The organism is Streptomyces albofaciens JCM 4342 (assembly GCF_008634025.1).
Classification (GTDB): Bacteria; Actinomycetota; Actinomycetes; order Streptomycetales; family Streptomycetaceae; genus Streptomyces; species Streptomyces albofaciens.
Window position 1 is genome coordinate 3,845,113 of sequence record NZ_PDCM01000001.1, and the last position, 20,674, is coordinate 3,865,786.

A 20,674-nucleotide genomic window follows, 5' to 3' on the forward strand; every position below is an offset into this window, starting at 1 on the left:
CGTGCCGGTGCCGGGGCCGGCCGTTCACGAGGCGCCGAGCCTGCTCACCAGGGCACGCGCTGTGGAGCGCGCGGCGTGCGCGGTCTCGATGGCGCGCGTACGCGCCTGGAAGCCGGCTTGCCGCCGAAAGCCGATCGAACGGCGTCCGGGCCCGCGCCGGAGCAGGTCCTGGTAGAGGTCCTGGTGCCGCTCGGCGATGAGCGTGGGATCGAAGCGGGCCGAATTCCGCAGGGCCGCCTGGCCCATGCGCCGGCGCAGCCGATCGTCCCCGACGAGCTTGAACAGCGCCGCGGCCATGCCGTCGACGCGGCCGGTGGGCACCAGCCAGCCGTCGACGCCGTCCTCGATGATCTCACGCGGCCCGACCGGGCAGTCCGTGGAAACCACGGGCAGTCCACACCGCATCGCCTCGACAATGGTCATGCCGAACGACTCGCGGTCGGAAGCCGAGACGGCGATCGACCCTTTCACCCATTCCGGTTCGAGCGGGTCGACCTTGCCCATGAGTTGTACCCGGCCAGGCAGCCCGAGTTCGCCGATCAGAGCGGTGAGGGACGCCCTCTCATTTCCTGTGGTATCGCCTTCGCCGAAGATCCGGAGCTGCCAGTCCGGGTGTGCGCCGGCCACTTCGGCGAACGCCTTGATCAGGAGGTCGTACCGCTTGAGCGGAATCAGCCGGCCCGCCGCGAGAATGACCCTGCCGCTGCCGTCGGCAGGCTCGACGGACGCCCGGGGGACGCTGTTCGGTATCGCCTCCACCCGTACTCCCGGGAGTTTGAGCCGCCGATACGTCCGGGCGTCGGATTCGGACACCGTGGTGATGGCGTCCAACAGCTGATAGCGGTGGCGTATCTCGTGCCGCAGCCGGAAGCCGTGTCCCGAGAACGTCAGGTGCTCCTGCCCGACGCGGATGCCGGCCGCGCGTGTCTGGCGGGCGATGTGCGTGTTCAGGCCGGGCCGGGTCCCGATGACCACATCGGCCTCCAACCGCGACAGGTGGGCGCCGATACGGGAATCCGTGAGACGGCTGTACTGCCGGTGCCGTCCGTCCGCGCGAGGGAAAATCCTGGCGGGCTCCGCGTGGCGGGGGTCGTCGCCCTCGAAACCGGCGGACGCGGCACGCAGATCCACGAGGTGGGTCAGGCGGACCTTCGCCGGCACCTCCATGACCGGAACCTCGCGGTGCCGGAACACCGAGACGATCTCCACATCATGCTGCTCGGCCAAAACCGAAGCGAGGTTGTACGTGGCCCGGACCGTGCCGCCGATGCCATAGGCATTGTGAACGAGGAAGACCATGTGCATGGGGCGCCTAACCTTCGAAAGCGTCGTGAGTCCGGGCCGTCTCCCTTCCCGGAATGCGCGGCCGACGGTGCGGCGCGGGAATGCGTGACGCGGCTTCCCGGTACGGCGCCGGAAGGGCTGGGGGCCGCATTCTGCGCACACCGACCCGAAGAAAACCTGAAGGTCCGAAGCCGGTGTCCGGCCCGGCGGGAAGCCTGAAGATTTCTTAAGAAAGCGGAGCGAAGAATGTGCCAGGCTTGAAGATGTGCATCGCATTCTGCTCATCGAGGACGATCCCCAGGTCGGCCCTGCCATTCGGCGGGGCCTGACCGCCGAGGGCTACGCCGTGGACCTCGCCACCGACGGCGTCACCGGCCTGGAATGCGCGCTGGCCGGGGATCACGACGTCATCGTCCTGGACGTGATGCTGCCCCGCCTCCACGGCTACGGGGTGTGCGGCCGGCTGCGGGCCGCCGGCGTCACCACGCCCGTACTGATGCTGACCGCGAAGGACGGCGAACACGACGAAGCCGAGGGCCTGGACACCGGCGCCGACGACTACCTCACCAAGCCGTTCTCCTACGTCGTCCTCCTCTCCCGGCTGCGGGCCCTCCTGCGGCGCGGCGGCCGCACCGGCGCCTCACCCGTGCTGCGTCACGGGGACCTGTGGGCCGACCTGACCACCCGCCGGGCCGGCCGCGGCACCACCGCCGTCCACCTCACCGGCAAACAGTTCGGCGTGCTGGTCGCGCTGATCCGCGCCGAGGGGCGGGTGCTGTCCAAGGGCGAGATCCTCGACGAGGTGTGGGACCCGGCCTTCCGCGGTGACGCCTCGATCGTCGAGGTGTACGTCTCCGCTCTCCGCCGTAAGATCGACGCCCCTTGGGGGACACGTTCGATCGAAACCGTCCGCGGTTACGGCTACCGGCTCGCCCCCACCGGGAGCACCGGTGAGTGAACGCGCCGCGCCTCCGGGACGTCCGAACCGGAGGGCGGTGCGTCGGCCCGGAGCACCGCGGGCTGATCAAGCTGTACCTCCGGGCCGGACGGAGGAGCACCGGCCCCGGGCCGGAGTGCTGCGGTGGGTACCGACCGAGATCCGGGCCGCGGTCGTCGCGGGCCTCGCCGCCTGCGTCGTCTTCGCGGGCGGCGCATGGTGGCTGCGCGCCCATGTCCACGACGAAACCCTCGAACAGACCGCTCGGCTCGCCACGGTCCAGGCCCGCACCACCGCGGCGACCGAGGCGACCGCGGACCAGACCCACGTCTTCGAGCGGGGCTTCTGGCCCAAGATCGAGATGGACGACGGCGGCCGGGTCCACCCCGCCGCCGGCATCGCCGTCACCCTGGACGGTCTCGCCGACCTGCTGCCGCCCGCCCCGCCCGACGCCGGCCCCGACTGGACCCGCACCGTCACCGTCAGCGCCGAGCGCACCCGCGGCCTGGAGCGGCGGTGGCGCGCCCAGCTCGAAGCCGCGCTGCCGCAGGGGGACGATCCCGCCGCCGCGACCGTCCGCACGCAGGCCCGCCTGCGCATCAACCGCCTGCTCCACCGGGACGTGACCGCCGTCGCCGCCCGCTACACCCTTCCCGACCACCGTTGCGCCGACCCCGACGACGCCCCCGGCAGGTGCCGGCGCACCGTCTACCACCTGGTCCCGCCCGACGACGCCGACGCGGCTGTCGCCTCCCTCGACGCGCCCCTGAAGGCCGGTGTCCCGGCCGCCGCCCTGATCGTGGCGGCCACCGCCTGGATCACCGCCCGCCGCTCCCTGCGACCCGTCGAAGCCATGCGCGCGCAGGTCGCGGACATCACCGACACCACCGACCTGCACCGGAGGGTCCCCGTCCCGGTTGCCCGTGACCGGATCCGCGCTCTGGCCGAGACCACGAACGCCACCTTGAACCACCTCGAAGAAGCCGCCGAACGGCAACGCCGTTTCGTCGCCGACGCCTCCCACGAACTCCGCTCACCAATCACGGCCCTGCACACCCAGCTCGAAGTCGCCCTCGCCCACCCCGAACACCTCGCCGACGCCGTCCATGACGCCCTCCAGGCCACCGACCGGCTCCGCCGCGTCACCGACGACCTCCTCTACCTGGCCCGCCCCGGCACATGCGAACTCCGGGACACGGTCGACCTGGTCGAGATCGCTCACGAACTCGCCCATGAGTACGGACACCGAGGCCATCCGGTCGACCTCGGTCCTTTCCCCGAGGAAGCGCCCGCGCGCGGTGACGCCCTCCAACTCCACCGGCTCCTGCGCAACCTCCTCGACAACGCCCACCGGCACGCCGCCGACCGCGTCACGCTCTCCATCACCCCGCACGAGCACGGGTGGGACATCTCCGTACACAACGACGGCACTCCGCTCGCTCCCGAAGACCTGGAACGGGTCTTCGAACGCTTCACCCGCCTCGACGAGGCCCGCGCCCGCGACACCGGCGGCAGCGGCCTCGGCCTGGCCATCGCCCGCGACATCGCCCACCGCCACCACGGCACCCTCACCGCCCACACCCGCCACCCCGACCCCGGTACCACCTTCACCCTCCACCTCCCGGCGATGAAGGCGTCACCGTGACAGTCACCTCGCTCCGGCCCGCCGGGTCTGTCATATCCGGCGCCTCCGTCGGCCGTGCCCTGCTGAGAGGCGTGGCCGGACTCGCGCCGCCGGCCGTCGCCCTCGTCCTCGGTATGTGGCGGATCTGGGCCCCCTCCGCGTGGACCGACGAGATCGTCACCATCGACGTGGCACGGCGGTCCTGGCCGCAGCTGACGGAGCTGCTGGGCCGGGTCGACGCGGTCCACGGCCTGCACTACGTGCTGATGTGGCTGGTGGGGCAGATGAACGGAGGGCTCGACGAGTTCACCGCGCGGGTGCCGTCCGCGGTGGCGGTGGCCGTCGCGGCCGCCGGCCTGTCGTGGCTGGGGCGGCTGCTCGGCGGTCCGCGCCTCGGGCTGTACGCGGGGCTGCTGCTCGCCGTGCTGCCGACCGCGTCACGCTATGCGCAGGAGGCCCGCTCGTTCGCCTTCGTCATGGCGGTGGCGGTGCCGGCCACCGGCGTCCTGGTGAAGATCCTGTCCGGCGGTGCCCGGGCCCGGTGGCCGGCCGGCTACGCCGTGCTGATCGCCCTTCTGGGCTGGTTCAACCTGCTGGGCCTGCTGCTGGTGGCCGCCCACGCGGTCACCGTGGCCCTCCGGCGCCCCGACCGCCGCACCCTCGTACACCTGCTGACGGCCCTGGCCGCCGGCCTCGCCGCCGTCGTCCCGCTGCTGATCCTGGCCGCCGCCCAGAGCTCCGCCGTGGGCGACGCCGCGCCGGTCACCGCCGGAACCCCGTTCAACTACTTCACCTGGCTCCTCACTCCCGGCCAGGCCACCCTCCCCACCGCGCTGAAACTCCTGCTCACCGGCACGGCCTTGGGCGCACTGGCGCTCCTGGCGGTCCGCCGGCACAAGACCCCACCGTTGGCCCTGGCGGTCGGCGTGCCCTGGCTGGCCGTGCCCCCGCTACTCCTCATGGCCGTCTCCTTCGGCCACCCCCTCTTCGCCTACCGCTACCTGCTGTTCTGCCTGCCGGGTCTGGCCCTGCTGCTCGCGACGGCCGCCACCACCGTGCCCCCGCGTCTGCAACTGCTGCTCGCGCTCCTCCCGGCCGTCCCCGTCTACGCCTCCCACCAGGCCATCCGCCAGGAGGACAGCCGCCAGTGGGGCACCCACGCCGTCATCAGGACCCTGCGCATCCACGACGCCCCCGGCGACGCCGTCCTCTTCTCCGGTGCCCGGTGCGGCCTGATCGCCACCGCCTTCAAGGAAGCCTTCACGGGCCGCTCCGACCTGGGCCGGGCCCGGACGGCCGCCACACTCGGCGCCCTGGACCACTTGCCCGCCGACCCGGCCCTCCTGCGACAGCGCCTGACCCACACCCCCCGCGTGTGGCACATCACCTGCACCCACCTCTCGTCCACCGCCCGCCAAGCTGCCACCCGTACCACCGCAGTTCAGAAACAGGCGCTCAGAGGGCGTTTTGCCGCCTTTTGCAGGTTTCTACGATGAATTCTGATGAGTGATAGGGGAGGTGAGTGCGGCGTGTGTCACTCGCGTGGCAAATGAGGCGGAGATCCGGTTGTTGCGCGCCGCCTGCTCCTGTTTCGTCGCAAAGTGCGCCGGTTGGGTTCGAATGCCCCTGCCCGTCCGGCCCACACCCTGACCGGCGCCCCGGTTCTCGGCTACTCCGGAGGCATGAGCGCGCGTCGCCGCTATCCCAGTGACCTGTCAGATGCCCGCTGGGCCCTGGTCGAACCGCTGCTGACCAGCTGGCGGGAGGAAATCGTCCGCCGGGGCCTCAACATCGGCCACCCGCCCCGCCATGACCTGCGCGATCTCCTGGACGCGGTGCTCTACGTGGCCCGCACCGGCATCCCCTGGCGCTACCTGCCGCACGACTATCCACATTGGAACACGGTCTACCAGTACTTTGCCCGCTGGGAGCAGGCCGGCGTCTTCGAGCAGCTCAACGCCCTGCTGCGGCGCCGCGTCCGCGAGGACGAAGGCCGCACGCCGGAGCCGACCGCGATGGTGATCGACGCCCAGAGCATCAAGACCTCCGCCAACGTCCCCGCGGCCGGCCAGGGCGCCGACGCCGGCAAGAAGATCGTGGGCCGCAAGCGGAGCGTCGTGATCGACACGACCGGCCTGCTGCTGGCCGTCCTGGTCACCGCCGCGAGCATCCAGGACTCCACCGCCGGCGAGACCCTGCTCAACCGGATCGCCGCCGCCCACCCCACCATCCGCAAGGGCTGGGCCGACCGCGGCTACCGCGAATACCTTGTCGACCGCGCCGCCCGCCTCGGCATCGACCTCGAAATCGTCCGCCGCACCCCCGGCGCAGCCCGCGGCTTCACCGTGCAACCGCGCAGGTGGTGCGTGGAGCGCACCCTGGGATGGCTGATGCTGAACCGCCGCCTGGCCCGCGACTACGAAGCCCTCCCGGCCCGCTCCACCGCCATGATCTACATCGCGATGATCGCCCTCATGACGCGACGCCTCACCAGAGAAACCACACCAACCTGGCGAGGACTGTGAAACCTCGCCAACGCGGCACATCGGGACGAAACATTGGGAGGAAACGCCCTCTCACCGACGCCGGCTTCACCCCGGCCCACCACTACAGCGCGCCCGGCGTGGACATCACCCTCGAAGAAGGCCCGGCCGCGAGGCGGTTCGTCCAACGCCCGTCCGGCTGATTCGGCGGGACCGTCGGGTTGGTCGCACAGCTGGCTGCCGGATCTCACTGTCCGCGTCGTCGCGCGCAGGTGGCACCGACGGCGTCGGCGAAAGCGCGGGCGAGCGGGGTGAGGGCGTCCCAGCGGCGTACCGCCCAGCCCACGGACAGTTCCGGCAGACCGGCGATGGGCAGGAAACGAAGCGGGCCGGACCCGTCGGGAGCCTGTTGGCCGGGCAGGGCGGGCACCACGGCGTGGCCGAGGCCGAGTTCCGCCAGGAGGATGGCGGTGTCCCAGTCGGCGACGCTGGTGTCGGACCTCACCTGGATGCCCAACTCGGCGAACGCGGTGTCCAGGTGGGCCCGGGAAGAGGAGCTCTCCGGGAGCCTGATGTGCCGGATGTCCGCCAGATCGGCGGCTTCGACATGTGAGCGCTCCGCGAGGGGGTCGTCGGCCCGCACGGCCAGCACCCACGGCAATGCGACGACCGAGCGCTGCTCGATGCCGCGGACCGGGCTGCCGAGGGTGATCCAGGCGAGGTCGAGGGCGCTGGAGGCGAGGGCGTCGAAGCAGTTGCGACTGGAGGTTTCCGTCCGGAATTCCAGGCTCACCTTGGGAAAGCGCCGGCGGAAGTCCACGACGGCTTCGGCCATGAAGTGCCGCACGGTGGTGGCACCGGTCGTCACCCGTACGGAGCCCGCGTCGCCGCGCACCAGCTCCTTGAGGTTGCGAAGGGCCGAATCAAGGCCGGCGATGCCGTCCGCCGCCGCCGCTCGGAGTATCTGCCCCGCCGAGGTGGGAGCCACCCCGCGCGGGTGGCGTTCCAGGAGCTGCACGCCCGTCTCCCGTTCCAGCCGTTTCACGTGCTGGCTCACGGCGGACTGCGTACAGGAAAGGTCCCGGGCCACGGCGCTCAGGCTGCCGGCCCGGCACACCGCGACGAAGACGCGGAGGTCATCGAGAGTCATGAGCCCCAAGCTATCCCTTGGGAGAGCCCACAGAACCCGAGGATTGACTAGGGCCTTTCCCCGCATCGATGATCTGCCCGGGGCAACAACCGGTCCCGGCGCTCAAGCCCTTCGGTCCGGACCAGGGCCAGCGAGTCCGGCGGGACAGACGCCGACCCCACCCCGCACACGAGAGGAAACACGCGTGCCCATGTCCTCGTCGCTCGGCAACGCCGGCGTCCCCTCCGCCCGAGGGTGGACCATCGCGGTACTCGGCCCGGGCGGAGTCGGCGGCCTGCTGGCCGGAGTGCTCTCCCGAGCCGGACACCGGGTCGTCTGCGTGGCCGGGCAGGACACCGTACGGACACTGCGCCAGGACGGCATCCGAGTGCGCAGCGGACAGTTCGGCGACTTCGCCGCGTACGTCGAAGCGGACACCGAACTGCGCGAACGCGTCGACCTGTGCCTGATCACGGTCAAACACACCGCACTTGACGCGGCGTTGGAACGAATTCCGGCCCGAGCACTCGGCGACGCGCTGATCCTCCCTTTGCTGAACGGCATCGAGCATCTGCCGGCGCTGCGCCGTCGTTACGACGGGCACGAAGTCGCGGCGGGTGTGATCCGGGTGGAGTCGTCCCGTACTGCGCCCGGCACCATCACACACGGCAGCCCGTTCACGGAAATCGACCTGGCCGGAAGGCGTGAACGCCTTTCCCCGTTGGCCGCGATGCTGGCCGATGCCGGGGTGCGCTCGCGCGTCTGCGATGACGAGACTGCCGCCCTGTGGTCGAAACTGGCGTTTCTCGCGCCCTTTGCCCTGCTCACCACCCGTTACGGGCTCACCATAGGCGCAGTGCGAACCGAGCGGCGGGAGGAACTGGTGACCCTCGTCGAGGAAACCGCCGCGGTGAGCGACGCCTGCGGCGCCCCCACCGATCCCGCGAAAACCCTGGCGCTGTACGACGCGTTCCCGGCCGAAAGCAAGTCGTCCATGCAACGCGACGCGGAGGCAGGCCGTCCGCTGGAACTCGACGCGATCGGCGGGGCGGTGCTGCGGGCGGCCGGACGACACGGCGTCCCCGTACCGGTGATGAGCCGGCTGGTAGCCGAACTGACGACGGGACCGACGGCTGACTCGTCGCGTGGCGGAACGACTGGGTAGCGGGTGCGGATGGGCGCGGATGGGTGCGGATCGCGTGAAACGAGCAGGCAGGTTGCTGTCTGCCATCGGTGAACACCTGTCCGGGGCGGGCCCAACCGCCATTACAGTCCAGCGGCATGACGACGATCACCACCCGTACGGTCGAATACCCGGCCGACAACCTGACGATGTTCGGGCACCTCGCGCTCCCGGCCGGTGCCGGGCGTCGGCCCGCGGTTCTGGTCGGACCCGAGGGAACAGGACTCAGCGACGTCGAGCGCCGCCGGGCCGAGGCCCTGGCCGAGCTGGGATACGTGGCGCTGGCCTTCGACCTCCATGGCGGGCGCTATCTGAGCGATCCCGAAGAAATGCTGGCCCGTTGCCTGCCGTTGCTCACCGACCCCGGCCGCATGCGGGACATCGGCCACGCGGCGCTCGACGTCCTGCGTGCCGAACCGCGGGCCGACCCCGGCCGGATCGCGGCCGTCGGCTACGGCACCGGGGGCGCGATCGCGCTGGAACTCGGACGCGCCGGCGTCGACCTGCGTGCGATCGGGACCGTCAACGCACTGACCACGGGCCGGCCGGGCGAGGCGGCACGCATTCGCTGCCCGGTGTGGGCCGGGGTCGGATCGGAAGACCCGATCATGCCGCCCGCGCAACGGGAGGCGTTCACCGCCGAGATGCAGGCCGCCGGCGTCGACTGGCGCCTCACGGTCTACGGCGGCGCCCTGCACGCCTTCCACCACCCACCGGTCGACCACACCGTGCGCCCCGGCGTCGGCCACCACCCACGCCACGCACAGCGAGCCTGGCGCGACATCGTCGACCTGCTCGCCGAGTGCCTGCCCGTAACGGATTGATCCGGTCGGCTCCCGACGCCCACTCCTGCCCGCCGTGATCGTCGTCGTCCAGAGCCGGCGCGTGGGTGCGAGCGGGAGCCGGGCGAGCACGGCCGCCGCGCCGCGGCGCGAAACGCCGTGGGAGCACGGGCTAGGCACGTGACCGAGCCTGCGCACACTGCCCCGTTCCGGTCGTACGATGCCGTCTACCGGCCGTACGCCTCCGGGCGGGGCAGCGGGCCGACATCGCTGTGGCGGCCCGGGCGCAGCGCAGCGTGGCGCTGACCGGGGCCGGGGCCGGAGCCGGCGGCCAGCGCATCCGCGACTGCTCCGGTGGCGAAGCCGTAGACCGCCTTGTGCAGCAGATCCACCACCAGCTCGGCGCGCGGCCAGGTCTGTGGCGGGGCACCGACTCCCGTGGCGTTCTCCAGGACCTGATCGTTGGTCAGCCGCACCACGGTGAACATCGCCGACGACCACGGGCCGCGCAGCCCGGCGTGCGCCATCACCGAGCGCAGCACGCCGAGCAGTGCTCCCTGGCCGACATGCATGGCCAGGTTGACCTTCACCGGCCGGCGGCCGGGACGCTCCGGCATACCCGTCAGGCGTGCCAGCGTACGTCCCGGTACATAGGAGTCGGGGCGGCCGCTCAGGCGCTGTTCCGCCTTCTCGCCCAGCGTCATCACGACCGCTCCGGCCGCCCCGGCGGCCAGCCCCTGCCACAGTGCGCGCTTCATCATGCGGCGACGGGTACCCCTTGCCGCCGCCCCCTTACCACGGCCGGCTTCACGTCCCCGGCAGTCAGCCGGCCGTCTGGGGACCGGTGAAGACGGCGCGCAGGCATCCGTCGGTCTTCTTCTTGAACATGTCGTAGCCCTCGACGGCCTTGTCGAGCGGCATGGTGTGGGTGGCCAGGTGCGAGGTGGTGAGTTCCCCCTTGGCGATCAGGTCCAGCAGCATCGGGATGTACCGCTGGCCGTGCTGCTGCGCGCCCCGCACGGTGAGCCCCTTGTTGATGACCGCGCCCAGGGGGAACTTGTCCACCGCGCCCGCGAAGACACCCAGGATGAAGACCGTCCCGCCCTTGCGGCAGGCGTGGATGGCCTGGCGCACCGCAGTGGGGCGGTCCGTCTGGAGCCGGAGCTGCTGCTTGGCCTGGTCGTAAAGGTGCATCGGCCCGTCGCTGTGGGCTTCCATCCCCACCGCTTCGATGCACACGTCCGGCCCGCGGCCGCCGGTGCGCTCGCGCAGTTCGGCGGCGACGTCGGTGGCGGTGTAGTCGACCGTCTCGGCACCGGTGTGCCGCTCGGTCATCTCCAGGCGCTCCGGGAGCCGGTCGATCGAGATCACCCGTTCGGCCCCCTTCAGGAAGGCGGCCCGCGCCGCCATCTGGCCGACCGCGCCACAGCCCCAGACCGCGACGACGTCACCCGGTCCGACGCCCGCGAGATCGGCGCCCATCCAGCCGGTCGGTACGGCGTCCGACGCGAACAGGGCGCTGATGTCGTCGACGCCGTCCGGGACGGGGAAGGCCCCGTGATCGGCGAAAGGCACCCGTACGTACTCGGCGTGGCTGCCGCGCAGGCCGCCCATGGCGTGCGAGTAGCCGAAGATGCCACCGGACTCGTAACCGAACATGGCCTGCCCGATGCCGGGATTGGTGTTGGTGTTGTCGCACAGGGACCACAGGTCGTTGGCGCAGTACCAGCAGCGACCGCAGCCGACGAAGGAGGAGACGACGACCCGGTCGCCGACCTGGTGGCGGCGCACCTCGCGGCCGGCCTCCACGACCTCGCCGAGGAACTCGTGGCCGATGACGTCACCGGCCCGCATCGCGGGGATGTAGCCGCCGATCAGGTGAAGGTCGGAGCCGCAGGTCGTGCCGGCGATGAGCCGGACGACGACGTCCTGGTCGTTGCGCAGCCCGGCGTCGGGCACCCGCTCGACGGACAGCTTGTTCACCCCTTGCCAGCACAGGGCCTTCACAGCACTCCCTCCCCACCCGAACGGCGGGTGACCAAACCGACGAGCCTGCCCGCCGGGGTGTCCCGTGTGGTGGGCGGCGCGTCCGGCCGCATGACCTCCCCCGTCTCCAGCAGCGCCTTGGCCTCGCGCAAGGCGGTCCGCACTTCCTGTCGCGGGTCCTGGCCGGCCAGGCGTCCCGGCAAAGAGGCCGCCGCCGCGGAAGGCGCCTCCTTCAGCCGTACGGCCAGTTCCGTACCCCGGTCTCCCGGAGCGGGCCGCACTTGCGCCTCAAGGCGGTCGGCCAGCCGGTCCAGCGGTTCGGGCAGCGTGCCGTGCGGCATGACGTCCGTCGGCGTGCGGTTGATCGTGACGGTCAGCCACCGGGTGGCGGCCGACGCGTGGTCACCCGCCGCCCGCGGCCGGAACCTGCGGAGCGCGGCAGCCACTCCCGCGCCGACGACCGCGACCGTCAGAAGACTTCGTTCGACCCTCACCGGACCCCTCCTCTTCAGGCTGTCGTCCTTCGGTGCCCCTCCCCGGTGCCCCTCGGTACGCGAGGCAAACGGCGGCGACGGCCGGTCGGTGCACGCCGTCAAGTAACAGGAAGTGGCAGCAGATCTCGCCCTTCTCCGTACGAAGGGGTACGCCTACGACCCGGCCGTGTCCTCCACCCTCTCCGACCCCTATGGGAACCCCACCGGACCATCCGGCGCTGGGGTGCTGGAGCGTGCGATGTCCCGGGTGGAGTACGGCGGCCCCGTCCCGCGCATGCGCGACGGCGGTGCGGCGTCGGCCGCCCATCTGGGCCGGGGAACCGCCCACATACGGGCCAATGCGGCAGCCGACGGCCCGGTGCCCGGTACCAACGGGGAGACGCGGAAGAGCAAGTACCGGGCCGGCACAGTCGCGGACTCACCGGTGGACGCGGAGTGTCCCAGGTCGTCGTGTGACGTGACGCCCGGCAGCACGTGCGTGTGAGACGGTCCGGTCGGTGGAGAGGAAGTGGCGTCGTGGTGACGCAGGTGGACAGTCCAGGGCCGGTCCGGCAGCGAGGCGCGGACTGGAAGAAGACGGGGTCGGTCGCGGTGACGTGGATGACGACCACTGACCACAAGAAGATCGGGACGCTGTATCTGGTGACCTCGTTCGTCTTCTTCGCCGTCGGCGGCCTGCTGGCACTGGCCATGCGGGCGGAGCTGGCCCGGCCGGGACTGCAGATCATCTCCAACGAGCAGTTCAACCAGGCGTTCACCATGCACGGCGCGATCATGCTGCTGATGTTCGCCACACCGCTGTTCGCCGGCTTCGCCAACGCGATCATGCCCCTGCAGATCGGCTCGCCGGACGTGGCCTTCCCCCGGCTGAACATGCTGGCCTACTGGCTCTACCTCTTCGGCTCCCTGATCGCCGTGAGCTCGTTCTTCACGCCCAGCGGCGCGCCGGACTTCGGCTGGTTCGCCTACACCCCGCTGTCCGACGCGACCCACTCGCCGAACATCGGCGGCGACATGTGGATCATGGGTCTGGCCTTCTCCGGCTTCGGCACCATCCTCGGGGCGGTCAACTTCATCACCACCATCCTCTGCATGCGGGCGCCGGGCCTGACCATGTTCCGGATGCCGATCTTCACCTGGAACGTGCTGCTGACCAGCGTGCTGGTCCTGCTGGTCTTTCCCGTGCTGGCGGCCGCGCTGTTCGCCCTGGAGGCGGATCGCAAGTTCGGGGCGCACGTCTACGACCCGGCCAACGGGGGCGCCCTGCTGTGGCAGCACCTGTTCTGGTTCTTCGGCCACCCCGAGGTCTACATCATCGCGCTGCCGTTCTTCGGCATCATCACCGAGGTCATCCCCGTCTTCGCCCGCAAGCCGATCTTCGGATACGTGGGTCTGGTGGCGGCCACCGTCTCCATCACCGGTCTGTCCGTGACCGTATGGGCGCACCACATGTTCCCCACCGGCGCGGTGCTCCTGCCCTTCTTCTCCTTGATGTCCTTCCTCATCGCCATCCCCACCGGGGTGAAGTTCTTCAACTGGATCGGCACCATGTGGAGCGGCTCGCTGTCCTTCGAGACCCCGATGCTGTGGGCCACCGGATTCCTGGTGACGTTCCTCTTCGGCGGGCTGACCGGCGTCATCCTGGCCTCCCCGCCGATGGACTTCCACGTCACCGACTCATACTTCGTCGTCGCCCACTTCCACTACGTGGTCTTCGGCACGGTCGTCTTCGCGATGTTCGCCGGATTCCATTTCTGGTGGCCCAAATTCACCGGCAAGATGCTCGACGAACGCCTGGGAAAAATCCACTTCTGGACCCTGTTCGTCGGCTTCCACACCACCTTCCTCGTCCAGCACTGGCTGGGCGTCAGCGGCATGCCCCGCCGCTACGCCGACTACCTGAACGCCGACGGTTTCACCACCCTCAACACCATTTCCAGCATCGGTTCCTTCCTGCTCGGGCTGTCCACGCTGCCGTTCCTCTACAACGTGTGGAAGACCGCCAAATACGGGCGGAAAGTCGACGTCGACGACCCCTGGGGCTACGGCCGCTCCCTGGAATGGGCCACCTCCTGCCCGCCACCGCGTCACAACTTCGTGTGCCTGCCCAGAATCCGTTCGGAATCGCCCGCCTTCGACCTCCACCACCCCGACGTCGCCGCACTGGACCAGAAGGAGGTCACCGGCCGTCGGGACATGGTGGACGAGAACGACAGCGCGACCGCTGCCGGAGCCGCGGAGAAGGAATGAACAGGGACTGCCCCACCCCCGACGGCCAGGAGATCAGCGCAGGTATCGCACGGCTCGAAGGCTACGTGCTCTACCAGGCCGAAGCCGGCCGCGCCCGCGCGGAGGCCGAGGCGTTCGCGGACCGGATGCCGTGGCTGACCACGGCCCAACGGGAGGAAGTCGTCCGCCTCGGCACCGAGGACCGGCTGGCCATGACCCACCGGTACCTGCGCCGCGTCCGGGACCGGTGCGAGGAACTGAAGGGCGAGTACTCGTCCCGGTACGAGGAACTGCGCCTACGGCTGATGCTCTGGACCACCGCGTTCCTTCTGACGGTCGGCGCGGCGTTCGGTTGCGCGCTCACGGTGGTGCGTGGTGGCCGACTCTGAGGCGTACATCGGAGATACCGGCAGGTGGGGCTGACAGTGGGGCTGCAAGGATGCGGTCATGGAACAGACAGTGAGCCGGCAGGAAGCGTCCGAGGCGGTCCAAAATCACGGATGGCGCTACTTGCTGGGCGCCTTGCAAATGTCGGTTACGGTCAGGACGTTGGCTCAAGCGATCAGCTTGGCAGCGGACGCTGTCGCGGTGTGCGGCGACGACGCCGACCGTCATCTCCGGGTCGATGTCCGCCCCGATCGGGCCGTCTTCACTCTGCAGTCGTTGGACCGCGCGACGGTTACCACCCGGGACATCGAACTCGCGCGTCGGATCTCCGCCACCGCTGACAAGTCCGGGTTTCTGCCGGAGCCCGGAATCGGAACGGGGGCACCACGGTCCGTCCAGCTTCTGGAGATCGCAATCGATGCCCTGAACATCGCCCGGATTCGGCCGTTCTGGAAGGCAGTGCTGGGCTATACCGATGAGACGGGCGCCGGGGGACCGGAGGACCGGCTCGTCGACCCGGTCGGGCAGGGCCCGGCCATCTGGTTCCAGCAAATGGACCGCGCGCGCCCGCAGCGCAATCGCATCCACATCGACATCAGCGTTCCGCATGACGAGGCACCCCGACGGATCGAGACCGCGCTGGCGGCCGGGGGGCGGCTTGTGTCCGCGACCCGTGCCCCCGCTTTCTGGGTACTCGCCGACATGGAGGGGAACGAAGCCTGCATCACCACATGGCAAGGCCGAGACAGCTGAAACAACGTTCTGGTCACAGCCACTCGTTGATGGCCGCTACGAGGACGGTTGCCTCAATGGTGCAGCGATTCAGACCCTGCACCTTTGCTGGACGTAATCCGCCAGGAGGTCACCGTGCTGCGCGCCGAACCGGCCCGTCTGCACCAGCGCACCGCTTGACCGTCGCCCGCCCTGCCGTATCCGCAAACGGCCCGTGCACCAGCCCCGGAAGAGATCACGGGAGCAGTTTTCCCAGCTTGCGTGCCGGCCCCAGCGCGGTGCCGGTGGCGAAGTTCCCATGGCCAGAGCGTATACGGGCGGCCGGGGCTGCCTTCATACGGCCGTTCGGCCCTCACGCATCGCATGGGTGCCGGGGCCTGGCCACCATGGGAGCACCGAAGACGCGTGTGCCGCCGGTACGGCGCGCACGGTGGCGGGACAGCAGCGGTCAGGCCGTCGGCCCTCCGGTTCGACACCCGGAGGCGACACGGATCACGGTGAGCGCAGCGCCCGCAGTGACATCAGCGTCCCCCGGTGGAGTGGCCGCCGCGTTCACCCCGACGGACGCTCCCGGGACGGCCCATCAGCTCTTCGGTGAGGTGTCCGACCGGCTCACCGGGCGCCGCCACGACGGCGTACCGACTTGCACCTGCCGCATGTGCCGGCTTGAGGAGTGGACCGATGCAGGAGGATACGGATCCGGTACGGGGGCCGGTACGCGTCGGCCGAGTGGTCTCTTACGAGGAGTCCGCGCGGGACGGTGCCCAGGGCGAGACGCTGATGAGTGCCGGCTTCCGCGTCCGGCCGGCCCGGGGAACACGGGCGGGTCTTCGGCGCGGACGGCTGCCGGCACGTGGTGTTCGTGGCCGGGTTTCCCGCGGTCGGCGCCCAGGAGTACGAAGCCTGCCGACGGATTGCCGTGGAGGCCGAAGGGGCGGTCGGGGTGTGCCTGGTGCGCCGGGCGGCGCGCGAGGACGTCGAGCGCGGGCTCGCGGTGGTCGGCGGGACGGCCCACGCCCGCGTGATGAGCGCCCTGCCGTCATCGCACGAAACGGCGGCGGCGATGGTGCACCGCCCGGCACAGCAGGTACTCGAAGAGGGCATCGGGCTGGTCCGCCACGCGCGCGAGTGCGACAGCCGGGTGGCGGTGGACGCCGGACTGGTCGACGCCCCACGCGCCAACCCGGGCTTGCCGGGCGCCGCCGGTCGGCTGACCGAGGCGGGAGCCGCCACCGTGGTCCTAGCCGACGCCATCGGCGACGGCATAGCACCATCTCCACCGGCACGCCGTTCGTCGCCCCCGGCACCTGCCAGTCCTCCGATCCCCAGGCCCTGCCGGGCACCGCCCCGCACGTCATCCTCACCCACCTGGCCGGCGCCCGCGTCGTGACGGCCGTCGCCGGACGGCTGGGCTCCACCCTGACCCGCGAGGAGGCCAAGACCGCCATGCACTGGGCCGAGAATCACGCCTACCGCACCGACCAGGCCGTCATCCCCGACGAGCATTTCGCCCTTTACCTCGCGGGACTGCGCGCGAAGGTCCCGCACGAGGAGAGACACCCGCGACAAAGGAGAACATGATGGACACCTCCGCCTCCGCCTCCGGCGCCGAAGACGCTCAGCCGCCAGCGGCCGGGCAGGAGCCGCCGGCAGGACTGGACACGCCCCCTTACGTGCCGTACTGGCACCCGGGCAGCACGGACCTGCCCAAGAAGGGAAAGGCCATCACCGCCTGGTCGGCCAAGACGGACCCCAACGTCGCCTTCAACCGCAGCTGTGTCCCGTTGCGCACACGCTCCCAGAAGACGGAGCTGCGCGCCCATGGCCAGGCCCGCGCCGGGGAGGGCCGCGTCATGACGTGCGCGGAGTTCTGGGGAACCGAGCAGAACCCGCCCCAGGGCGTGGCGGACCACCGCTACTACGCCTTCAGCCACTGGCAGTATGTGGACATCCTGGTCTTCTGGGCCGGCATCGCCAGCGGAGGGCTGATCTGCCCGCCCAACGGTCACGTCACCGATGCCGCCCACCGCAACGGGGTCAAGGTCTACGGCAGTGTCTTCTTCCCGCCGAGCGGAGACGGCGGCAACCCGAACTGGGTCAAGGACTTCATCCAGAAGAAGACCGTCGCCGGCAAGGACGTCTATCCGGTGGCGGACAAGCTCATCGAAGCCGCCGAGGCCCTCGGATTCGACGGCTGGTTCATCAACTACGAGACCCCCACCGACGCGGCGACCGAGGCCGGTCTGCGCGCCACCCTCGCCTACGCCCAGGCCCGCAAGACGAAGGTCGAGTTCTGCTGGTACGAGGCCTTCCGCCGCGAACTGACCGACAGCGGCACCCAGCGCAACGAGTTCTATCTGCAGGACGGGAACAAGCGGGTCTGCGACTCGGTCTTCCTCGACTATGGCTGGAACAGCGAAAACATCGCCACGTCCGTCACGACAGCCACGAAAATCAAACGCAGCCGGTACGAGGTGTACTACGGGCTGGAACTCGTCCGCCACGTTCCGGACAACCCCCGGCTGGCACGCCTGGTCTGCCCGGCGGGCAGCACACACCAGGGCTCGCTGGCCCTGTATGCCGCGCACACCGTCTCCAACCAGCCCAAGGAACCCAAGGACGCCTGGCTGGACTACTTCTACCGTGCCGAGGCCGACTTCTGGACCGGCCCCTGCCACGATCCCAGTGACACCGGCTGGCGCGGCATCGCCGGCCACATCGCCGAGCACACCACCGTGCACAGCCTGCCCTTCGTCACCCACTTCAACGCCGGCCACGGACGCGCCTACTACCACGGCGGCACGAAGGTCAGTGCGGGCGGCGACGGCTGGGCCAACCTGTCCCTGCAGGACGTCCTGCCCACCTACCGGTGGATCACCCGCTGCACCGGAAACTCCCGCATGTTCGCCTCCCTGTGCTTCGACGAGGCCTGGGAGGGCGGCTCCTGCCTGCGCCTGACCGGCGCCCTTGCTCCCGGCTACCGCGCGACCGTACGCCTGTACCAGACCAAGCTCGCCCTGACCGACGGCACGAAAGTCACCGTACGGGCCAAGACCCCCTCCAGCACCGAATACAGCTTCAACGCTGTCGTCGCCTTTGACGACGACCCCACCGGCCTCACCAGCATCGCGCTGAGTACCACCGACACCAGCGGCTGGAAGACCTACACCGCCGACCTGTCCACGTACAAGGACAAGACCCTCGTCCAGCTCGGCCTGTGCCTGGACCTGGCGGAATCGGCGAAGACCGACCTCGCCTACGACATCCGGGTCGGCCAGCTGGCCGTGCACACCGGCGCCGTCACCGCTCCCGGCGCACCCTCCAGCCTCACCATCGACCGTGCCACCACCATTTCGCCGACCCGCAAGGCCCTGCGCCTGTCGTGGACGCCCCCCGCCACCACCACCGCCATCCATCACTACGAAATCCACCGCGGCCCCAGCGGCGCCCTGATCCACCTGGGCGCCACCCCCAACACCGTCTACTACCTCGCCCAGCTCGACAAGAACCAGGACACCACGACCACCACGGTGACCGTCACCGCCGTCGGCGCCGACGGCACCCACAGCAGCGGTGCCACGGCCACCGTCACCTGGTGAGATCGCCGGCCCGGGTGCGCGTACACAGAGCGCTTGGGCACCTCGGGCCGCTGGACCGGTCCCAAGCTGTTGCGCTTCCCGGGGCCCGAATGGGGCCACGCACAACACCGTGTGGCCGGTCGAAGGTTCCGCACGGACGTGAAGGAAGCAGAGCCAGCTGCGGCGGCGTTCGGGTGATCGAATCAGTGCAGGTGACTCCCATGGGCAGTCTGTTCGGAGGGGCTGTCAGCGGTTGCCCGGGGCGAGTATGTCCTTGAGCGTCTGCCTGTCGATCTTGCCGGTCGGAGTCATGGGCAGCCGCGCTACGGCGACGACGGACTCCGGGACCATGGTCTGCTGACCCAGCTCGGCCAGGACGTGGGCGCGCAGGGCGGAGGCGTCGAGGGTGTGGTCCGGGCAGGGGACGACGGCCGCGTGCACCCGTTCGCCGTCGTCCCCGTCCGGGATGCCGAAGACGGCGGCCGCGGCGACGGCCGGGTGGCCCAGCAGCACCTCCTCCACGACCCGGGGGTAGATGCGCGTTCCGGACGCGTGCATGATCACTTCGTTCTTCCGGGCCCGCAGGCTGAGGGCGCCGGACGCGTCCAGGCTGCCGATGTCCCCGGTGCGGAGCCAGCCGTCCTGGACCGCTTCTCGGGTGGCCGCCGGGTGCCCGAGGTAGCCGGCCATCACGCTGGGGCCGCTGACCCACACTTCCCCCGCCCGGCCCGCCGGAAGCCGGCGGCCCTCGTCGTCGCGTACCTCGGCACGCATCCCGGGGACCGGACGGCCGGCGCTCGCCAGGCTCTCCGGGCGGTCGGCGTGGTGGTCGCCGGGCTGAAGAAGGGTCACCACGCCGGCTTCGGTCAGGCCGTAGATGTGCTGTAGCACCGGGCCGAGGAGGTCAAGGGCCTGGCGCTGCCGCCGCAGCGGCGTCGGCGCGGCTCCGTAGCCGAGACAGCGCAGGCCGGAGTGGTCGGTCACGGCCAGGGCGGGGTGGTCCAGCATCTGGTACATCAGGGGCGAGGTCAGCACCAGCGCGTTGATGCGTTCCGCGGCGAGGGTCTCCACGACCGCGCCCGGGTCGAAGCCGTCGTGCAGGATCAGGGTGCCGCCCGACAGGAGCGTGGGCAGCGCGAAGTGCCCGCTGACGTGGCTCAGGGGTGTGCACACCAGCCGCCGCTCGCCCGGGAGGGCCAGACCGTGGTCGCCCACGAGCGCCGCCAACGCGTCGTACAGGCCGTGCGTGTGCACGACCGCCTTGGGCAGGCCTGTCGTGCCGCCTGTGCACAGCACGGTCCGTACCTGCCCGGCGGGCGCCGCGGGCAGGCCGTGCTCCGTCGGCTGCGCGGCGGCTTCCGACACCAGGTCGCGGCAGGAAGGTGCCGGACCCAGGGACAGGAATTCCCCGATGCCGCATGCCGTGGCCAGAGTTCGGGCGGAAGCGGCGTGGCCGGGGGCGAAGACCAGCGCTCCCGGCCGGCTGTGCCGCATCAGTTCCGCCCGCTCGGCGTACGTCGTGCTCGGGGCCACCAGGGCCAGCTGATATCCGAGCAGGTGAGCGGCGAGCTGTACGGCGATGACTTCCGGGCGGTTGTCCGCCAGTACGGCGACACCATCCCGCGCACGGGGCGAGGAGCGCAGGACGGACGCGAAGCCACGGACGGTCCGCGCCAAGTCTCCGTATGTCCACCGCCGGCCACCGTGGACCAGCGCCTCGCGGCGCACCCACGGCCCGTCGGCAGCGCGCATCAACTCCACGGCGTACTGGGCGCCCATGCCTCTCTCCTTCGCTGTCGCCCTGTCTGCCCGGCAACCACCTGTGCGCGGTCTGGATCCAGGATGC

18 protein-coding genes are annotated in these 20,674 nt (G+C 70.6%); 12 read left to right on the forward strand and 6 right to left on the reverse strand.

Features of this window, described 5'->3' with window-relative positions; genetic code table 11:
• Positions 1 to 24: 24 nt before the first annotated feature.
• On the reverse strand, positions 25 to 1,305 hold the full coding sequence (locus CP973_RS17290; RefSeq protein WP_150243694.1) for a glycosyltransferase family 4 protein: 1,281 nt from the start codon (positions 1,303 to 1,305) through the stop codon (positions 25 to 27).
• A gap of 244 nt (positions 1,306 to 1,549) precedes the next feature.
• On the opposite strand from CP973_RS17290, the gene CP973_RS17295 reads away from it, so the two are divergent.
• From CP973_RS17295 to CP973_RS17310, 4 genes are all read left to right on the forward strand, one after another.
• Positions 1,550 to 2,242, forward strand: coding sequence for a response regulator transcription factor (locus CP973_RS17295; RefSeq protein WP_150241698.1), 693 nt, complete (start codon positions 1,550 to 1,552; stop codon positions 2,240 to 2,242).
• A 115-nt stretch (positions 2,243 to 2,357) separates the two neighbouring features.
• Entirely contained in the window at positions 2,358 to 3,866 is a 1,509-nt protein-coding gene (locus tag CP973_RS17300) for a sensor histidine kinase (protein ID WP_150241700.1), read from the forward strand.
• Complete coding sequence (locus tag CP973_RS17305) at positions 3,863 to 5,341, forward strand: glycosyltransferase family 39 protein (protein WP_244409556.1); 1,479 nt, start codon at positions 3,863 to 3,865, stop codon at positions 5,339 to 5,341. The genes CP973_RS17300 and CP973_RS17305 overlap by 4 nt, the downstream gene beginning before the upstream one ends.
• Positions 5,342 to 5,527: 186 nt before the next feature.
• Positions 5,528 to 6,370, forward strand: a complete 843-nt coding sequence (locus tag CP973_RS17310) for an IS5 family transposase (RefSeq protein ID WP_150241702.1) — start codon at positions 5,528 to 5,530, stop codon at positions 6,368 to 6,370.
• Between the two features lie 205 nt (positions 6,371 to 6,575).
• On the opposite strand, the gene CP973_RS17315 is transcribed toward CP973_RS17310, so the two are convergent.
• Positions 6,576 to 7,478: a LysR family transcriptional regulator gene (locus tag CP973_RS17315; protein WP_150241704.1), complete on the reverse strand. Its 903-nt coding sequence runs from the start codon at positions 7,476 to 7,478 to the stop codon at positions 6,576 to 6,578.
• A 190-nt stretch (positions 7,479 to 7,668) separates the two neighbouring features.
• On the opposite strand from CP973_RS17315, the gene CP973_RS17320 reads away from it, so the two are divergent.
• Entirely contained in the window at positions 7,669 to 8,622 is a 954-nt protein-coding gene (locus CP973_RS17320) for a ketopantoate reductase family protein (protein ID WP_150243696.1), read from the forward strand.
• A 116-nt stretch (positions 8,623 to 8,738) separates the two neighbouring features.
• Entirely contained in the window at positions 8,739 to 9,464 is a 726-nt protein-coding gene (locus CP973_RS17325; protein WP_150241706.1) for a dienelactone hydrolase family protein, read from the forward strand.
• Between the two features lie 185 nt (positions 9,465 to 9,649).
• Here CP973_RS17325 and CP973_RS17330 read toward each other — a convergent pair whose 3' ends face one another.
• From CP973_RS17330 to CP973_RS17340, 3 genes are all read right to left on the reverse strand, one after another.
• On the reverse strand, positions 9,650 to 10,183 hold the full coding sequence (locus CP973_RS17330) for a hypothetical protein (protein WP_150241708.1): 534 nt from the start codon (positions 10,181 to 10,183) through the stop codon (positions 9,650 to 9,652).
• A 61-nt stretch (positions 10,184 to 10,244) separates the two neighbouring features.
• Positions 10,245 to 11,405, reverse strand: coding sequence for a zinc-dependent alcohol dehydrogenase (locus tag CP973_RS17335; RefSeq protein WP_244409558.1), 1,161 nt, complete (start codon positions 11,403 to 11,405; stop codon positions 10,245 to 10,247).
• A 20-nt stretch (positions 11,406 to 11,425) separates the two neighbouring features.
• Positions 11,426 to 11,902 carry a hypothetical protein gene (locus CP973_RS17340; protein WP_150241711.1) on the reverse strand — a complete coding sequence of 159 codons (477 nt, stop codon included), beginning with the start codon at positions 11,900 to 11,902 and terminating at the stop codon, positions 11,426 to 11,428.
• A 519-nt stretch (positions 11,903 to 12,421) separates the two neighbouring features.
• Between CP973_RS17340 and ctaD the strand changes: the two genes are divergently transcribed.
• The 6 genes from ctaD to CP973_RS17365 all read left to right on the forward strand — a co-directional run bounded on the left by ctaD (position 12,422) and on the right by CP973_RS17365 (position 18,849).
• Entirely contained in the window at positions 12,422 to 14,152 is a 1,731-nt protein-coding gene (ctaD, locus tag CP973_RS17345; protein WP_244409890.1) for an aa3-type cytochrome oxidase subunit I, read from the forward strand.
• Positions 14,149 to 14,520: a hypothetical protein gene (locus CP973_RS17350; protein WP_150241713.1), complete on the forward strand. Its 372-nt coding sequence runs from the start codon at positions 14,149 to 14,151 to the stop codon at positions 14,518 to 14,520. Before ctaD ends, CP973_RS17350 begins: the two co-directional genes overlap by 4 nt.
• 58 nt (positions 14,521 to 14,578) lie before the next feature.
• A complete protein-coding gene (locus tag CP973_RS17355; RefSeq protein ID WP_150241715.1) occupies positions 14,579 to 15,271 on the forward strand; it encodes a VOC family protein in 693 nt (230 codons plus the stop codon).
• A gap of 763 nt (positions 15,272 to 16,034) precedes the next feature.
• Positions 16,035 to 16,640: a beta/alpha barrel domain-containing protein gene (locus tag CP973_RS17360; RefSeq protein WP_244409560.1), complete on the forward strand. Its 606-nt coding sequence runs from the start codon at positions 16,035 to 16,037 to the stop codon at positions 16,638 to 16,640.
• On the forward strand, positions 16,637 to 16,831 hold the full coding sequence (locus tag CP973_RS40870) for a hypothetical protein (protein ID WP_244409561.1): 195 nt from the start codon (positions 16,637 to 16,639) through the stop codon (positions 16,829 to 16,831). Before CP973_RS17360 ends, CP973_RS40870 begins: the two co-directional genes overlap by 4 nt.
• A complete protein-coding gene (locus CP973_RS17365) occupies positions 16,831 to 18,849 on the forward strand; it encodes an endo-beta-N-acetylglucosaminidase (RefSeq protein ID WP_167538348.1) in 2,019 nt (672 codons plus the stop codon). Before CP973_RS40870 ends, CP973_RS17365 begins: the two co-directional genes overlap by 1 nt.
• 225 nt (positions 18,850 to 19,074) lie before the next feature.
• Here the strand turns inward: CP973_RS17365 and CP973_RS17370 are convergent, their stop codons facing one another.
• The gene (locus tag CP973_RS17370) at positions 19,075 to 20,607 is read right to left on the reverse strand and encodes a class I adenylate-forming enzyme family protein (protein WP_150241719.1); all 1,533 of its coding nucleotides are present in this window, start codon (positions 20,605 to 20,607) and stop codon (positions 19,075 to 19,077) included.
• Positions 20,608 to 20,674 lie beyond the last annotated feature (67 nt).

What these genes read in the sequence shown, in the direction of transcription:
- CP973_RS17290 (WP_150243694.1), bottom strand. Translation starts at nt 1,305, where the DNA reads ATGCACATGGTCTTCCTCGTTCACAATGCCTATGGCATCGGCGGCACG.
- CP973_RS17310 (WP_150241702.1), top strand. Translation starts at nt 5,528, where the DNA reads ATGAGCGCGCGTCGCCGCTATCCCAGTGACCTGTCAGATGCCCGCTGG.
- CP973_RS17315 (WP_150241704.1), bottom strand. Translation starts at nt 7,478, where the DNA reads ATGACTCTCGATGACCTCCGCGTCTTCGTCGCGGTGTGCCGGGCCGGC.
- CP973_RS17320 (WP_150243696.1), top strand. Translation starts at nt 7,669, where the DNA reads ATGTCCTCGTCGCTCGGCAACGCCGGCGTCCCCTCCGCCCGAGGGTGG.
- CP973_RS17325 (WP_150241706.1), top strand. Translation starts at nt 8,739, where the DNA reads ATGACGACGATCACCACCCGTACGGTCGAATACCCGGCCGACAACCTG.
- CP973_RS17330 (WP_150241708.1), bottom strand. Translation starts at nt 10,183, where the DNA reads ATGATGAAGCGCGCACTGTGGCAGGGGCTGGCCGCCGGGGCGGCCGGA.
- CP973_RS17350 (WP_150241713.1), top strand. Translation starts at nt 14,149, where the DNA reads ATGAACAGGGACTGCCCCACCCCCGACGGCCAGGAGATCAGCGCAGGT.
- CP973_RS17355 (WP_150241715.1), top strand. Translation starts at nt 14,579, where the DNA reads ATGGAACAGACAGTGAGCCGGCAGGAAGCGTCCGAGGCGGTCCAAAAT.
- CP973_RS17365 (WP_167538348.1), top strand. Translation starts at nt 16,831, where the DNA reads ATGGACACCTCCGCCTCCGCCTCCGGCGCCGAAGACGCTCAGCCGCCA.
- CP973_RS17370 (WP_150241719.1), bottom strand. Translation starts at nt 20,607, where the DNA reads ATGGGCGCCCAGTACGCCGTGGAGTTGATGCGCGCTGCCGACGGGCCG.